Genomic DNA, 559 nt, shown 5'->3' on the forward strand with positions numbered 1-559 from the left:
GGAACATCTTAGCGTAAGCACGAGACATACATAAAAGGACAGAACGAAGGTTTTTTATCTTCGGGTTTTTCACAGTGAAAGTAATGAAAAGATATTTACCATTTTTAAAGTTTAAAGTAAGTTCTGGTATTATTTCTTTCATCTTCTCTTGCCATATAAAAGCCTTTATTCTTTGGCAGTTTTGACAATGACGAGATCGGCAGCGATGAGTAAATATTGTGTGAGCTTTTCCATTTACTGAAACAATATAACGTTGCTGGGCGCAGTTTAACGAACGTTCACCACGTTTTGTTAGCGTTTCATTATCTTCAATGCGTCCGCGAATAATAAAGCTATTCGCTGTTTTAAAACTTTCTTTTTTACGATCTGTTATTCTCTGACCGTTCGCAGAAATGCTTGATAATGATTTATTTTTTTTACTGTCGTTATTAACAGTAGTATTGACTTTCGAGCGTATTAGCTCTAATCTTTCCCTTGAAAGCATATAAATAACCCCTTATTTTTGTAGCGTCGCAACTACTAATCTAAGGGGTTTTTTATTTCTGTCAATCACTTAGCC

At 34.7% G+C, this 559-nt stretch carries 1 protein-coding gene; it reads right to left on the reverse strand.

The features are described 5' to 3' along the window. Positions 1 to 484 (reverse strand): protein rep (locus WH277_RS02685; RefSeq protein WP_339504262.1); only part of this gene is annotated, 484 nt, incomplete at its 3' end. Positions 485 to 559: the final 75 nt, after the last annotated feature.

Source organism: Erwinia sp. MYb416, assembly GCF_037479575.1.
Taxonomy (GTDB): domain Bacteria; phylum Pseudomonadota; class Gammaproteobacteria; order Enterobacterales; family Enterobacteriaceae; genus Erwinia; species Erwinia rhapontici.